The organism is Kitasatospora sp. NPDC022856, assembly GCF_055561235.1.
In genome coordinates, this window is record NZ_JBVHHE010000116.1 from 1 (window position 1) to 3,647 (window position 3,647).

General features: G+C 66.7%; 3 protein-coding genes. All 3 read left to right on the top strand.

Annotated features, from left to right (window positions below; all coding sequences use genetic code 11):
• Positions 1–2,340 (top strand): RHS repeat-associated core domain-containing protein (locus ACZ34W_RS38505; RefSeq protein WP_465611134.1); only part of this gene is annotated, 2,340 nt, incomplete at its 5' end.
• Positions 2,340–2,909, top strand: coding sequence for an SMI1/KNR4 family protein (locus tag ACZ34W_RS38510; protein ID WP_465611136.1), 570 nt, complete (start codon positions 2,340–2,342; stop codon positions 2,907–2,909). The genes ACZ34W_RS38505 and ACZ34W_RS38510, both read left to right, overlap by 1 nt.
• 52 nt (positions 2,910–2,961) lie before the next feature.
• On the top strand, positions 2,962–3,576 hold the full coding sequence (locus ACZ34W_RS38515) for a hypothetical protein (RefSeq protein ID WP_465611138.1): 615 nt from the start codon (positions 2,962–2,964) through the stop codon (positions 3,574–3,576).
• Positions 3,577–3,647: the final 71 nt, after the last annotated feature.

A 3,647-nucleotide genomic window follows, 5' to 3' on the forward strand; every position in this document is an offset into this window, starting at 1 on the left:
TACGTCGCCCCCGACCCGGCCGACACCACCAAGCTCAAGACGATGTCCGAGCGCCGCCTCGGCTACGACCCGCTCGGGCGCCTCACCGGCGACCAACTGCTCGTCGGCGGCGACACCGCGACCCCGCTCACCGGCACCACCTACGAGTACGACCTCGACAACCGCCTCACCCGCAAGACCGTCGCCGGCACCGCCACCGACCCGGTGCGCGACAACCACTACGGCTACGACCTGGCCGGGCGCCTCACCTCCTGGACCGCGGACACCACCACGACCGCCTACACCTGGGACGCGGACGGCAACCGCACCGGCAACGGCACCACCACCACCACCTACGACGAGCGCAACCGCCTGCTCTCCGACGGCACCAGCACCTACCGCTACACCCCGCGCGGCACCCTCGCCGCCGTCACCACCGGCCTCAAGCAGGAGACCCTCGCCGACGACGCCTTCGGCCGCCTGATCACCGAGGGCACCACCACCTACACCTACGACGGACTCGACCGCGTCACCACCCGAAACGCCGGCAAGTTCACCTACGACGGCGGATCCAACAACCTCACGGGCGACGGCACCTGGAGCTACGCCCGCGACGCGGCCGGCACCCTGCTCGGCGCCACCAACGGCACCGCCAACCTGCGGATCCGCACCGACCAGCACACCGACGTCACCGCCACCCTCAACACCGACGGCACCACCGTCACCGGCGCCACCACCTACGACCCCTTCGGCAAGCCCGTCGCCACCACCGGAACCCGCTCCAGCCTCGGCTACCAGTCCGGCTGGACCGACCCCGACAGCGGCGACGTCAACATGGCCGCCCGCTGGTACCGCCCCGGCACCGGAGGCTTCACCAGCCGCGACTCCTGGCAACTCGACCCCAGCCCCTCCACCCAGGCCAACCGCTACACCTACGCCAACGGCGACCCCCTGGGCGGCACCGACCCCACCGGACACGAGAACGTCTCACACTGCGGCTGCGGCGGACCGGGCTCCCCGGGCGCGGCAGGAAGCTCCATCCAGGTCTCAGCCGGCAACGCCGGCGGCGGAATCTCATTCGGCAAGAACGGCACGTTCAACGGCACTATCAAGATCAAGCCGGGAGCCAACTCCGCGCCCGCAGCCAAGGCTGCTCCGCAGGCCGAGCCCTACGTCCCGAACACCTCGGGCTACCGGCCGCCGTCGAGCGGCGCGAACACCGCCCCGATGCCGGGCTTCTCCATCCCCGGCGCGGGCGTCGGGGGCCTCGGCGTGAGCAGCTTCGGCAGTCCGAGCACCGCGCCGAGCGGCTACGCGAGCAGTGACGTCTACCAGGAGAAGCAGGCCGCCCGGGACTGGCGCAACTCCAGGCCCAGCACCCCGACCTCCGCGCCCCAGAGCCCCACAGGCCTGCCCGCCGCGAACCCCGCCGGCCCCCGCGGCCCCCAGCAGAGCCCAAGTTGCACCACCTGCGGCCGCTCCAAGACACCCCCGCGCCCCGCCGCCCCCAGGGCCGAACCGCCCAAGCCGCTTTTCGACAAGACCAAGCCCTACACCGAACGCCCCACCCCCCAAGCCGACTGGACGGCCCCCAACCCCCACGACGCCCCCAACATCATCGCCGCCGCCTACAGCAGCGCCGACCTCCTCGCCCTCCTCGTCCTCGTCCCCAACGTCACCCCGAGCACTGACACCGTTCCCGATTCTCAACCCGACACATCCAGGAGTGAAAACGAGTCGAGCAGTGGTGGCTGCAGACTCAACAACGCTGGCTGGGTCAGGCACGGGCAGATCGATGTTGCCAACGGTGGCCGTGCAACGGGGGTGACGGCGTGCCTTGACAGCGCGTACATCTTGGCGAACCCCGGAACAGAAACCCAGAGGGGCATCAAACCAGCTGGTTACGAGTGGGCGCGTAACCAAGTAAGCTATTGGGGCGGTATCCGTGCCGACGTGAATGCCTGCCACATTCTTGGAAACCAATTGTCTGGCTCTGGAACCGACGTGGAGAATCTCTTCCCCTGTGGCAGTGACGCGAACTCTTATGTCGGAAAGAAGAAGGCCGACAGCACTCGTCTGGGGCCAATGGATAATATGCTGGACTTCGAGAATAAGGTGAGGGCGGAGGTGGATAGTCACAACATTGTCTTTTATCAGGTGGCCCCGCACTACGAAGGGAATAGACTGGCTCCTTACGAGATAGAGATGACCTATGTGGCGTGGGGCCCGGACGGGCGGCTGCTCCGGGGGGATTCGATGACGGTGCCGAACTTGGTCTATACCGCGGGTAGTGGCTGGAAGAACTTGGGCTTCCCCATCGACAGCCGTTCCGGGCAAGATGCGGGGATGTTCGGTGACTGATGGAAGTGTTCGTTGGTAGAGGAGATCAGATGATGCATCCGGCGATCAGCCGCCTGTCCGCCATGCTGGGGATTTCAGGACTCCACGGTGACATCGTTGATTGGGGTGACCTTACACACACCACGGGCCTGAGACTTCCGGCTGACTATCGTGACTTCGTTGCCGTATGCGGGGGCGGTGAGCTGAACGAGTATCTTGCCTTTCGTACTCCGCCGGTGGCCGGGTCGCCATACAGTGAGCTACTTGACAGACTGGAGTTCGATCCGAGGGACGATCCGTCGTCGAATGAAGTGGACCCTTCGGTGTCCCTTTCAGAGGCGAGACTTCTACTCTTCGCGACGACCATCAACGGCGATGTCGCGTTCTGGATCTGTGATTCTGCTGACCCTGAGGAATGGGATATCGTAGTATTCAAGCGTCAGTCGGAGTACGGAGCCGACTCGTGGGCCCGGTTTGAGATGGGGTTCGGAGAATTTCTCGTCGGCCTTCTAGAAGGAACTGTGCCCAACCCCTTCAGCGAGGTTGGCTGGAACGACCCCCCGTACGAGTATCGGAACTGGCGAGAGTAATTGAACCGCCCCGGGTTCGGTGGAGACTCCATTTCGGGTAAGGATTCGAGTCATGGCACGTGCTTCCTCTTACCCGGCTGAGCTGCGCCGTCGTGCGGTGCGCATGGCCGCCGAGGTCCTTGGTGACTACCCGAATGAGTCGGCTGCGCTGCGGGCCGCCGCGGGCAGCAATCCGCACTTCCGCGCCCGCATGAGCGAACCCGGAAGCCCCAGCCGAGCCGTCCTTGGACGCCTGGACCAGCTCGACGCCCTGGTCGCCGCTGCCCTCCAGCAGGGTGTGCCCGACGGCGGCGCCAGCCATGCGGAGGTGACCTGGCGCCTGCTTTCCCGACTGTCCCTGGTGGAACTGCGCCTGGAAGGAACTCAGATGGAAGACCGCTCCCACGCGGTCGGCCGCCTGCAGCACCTGACACCGTCCGGGACCGCCGCCGAGGGCGACGCCCTGTTCTCCAGGCTGGTCGAAAAAGCGGGCGCGTACGCGCCTGTCGGCGCCACCGTGACCCGGCAGACGCTCCTCGCCGACCTCCAGGGCCTTCCCAGCCTCCGCGGCGACATCACCCCCGTCCACGAGCTCGCCGACACCCTCGCGACGGCCTCGAGCAAGCTATCTAAGGCCGGCGCCTCGCGACGCCGCACCGCGGCAGAGCGTGTCAGAAAGTTCGTGTAAGTCCGTGATCTGGGAGGCTGGCCGGGGCCCGGCTGAGGGCTCTGGCCGGCCGGAACGGACAGGACATGGGC

Bases quoted from the DNA above. Each gene is read 5' to 3' on its own strand.
- ACZ34W_RS38515 (WP_465611138.1), top strand. From the start codon at position 2,962: ATGGCACGTGCTTCCTCTTACCCGGCTGAGCTGCGCCGTCGTGCGGTG.
- ACZ34W_RS38510 (WP_465611136.1), top strand. From the start codon at position 2,340: ATGGAAGTGTTCGTTGGTAGAGGAGATCAGATGATGCATCCGGCGATC.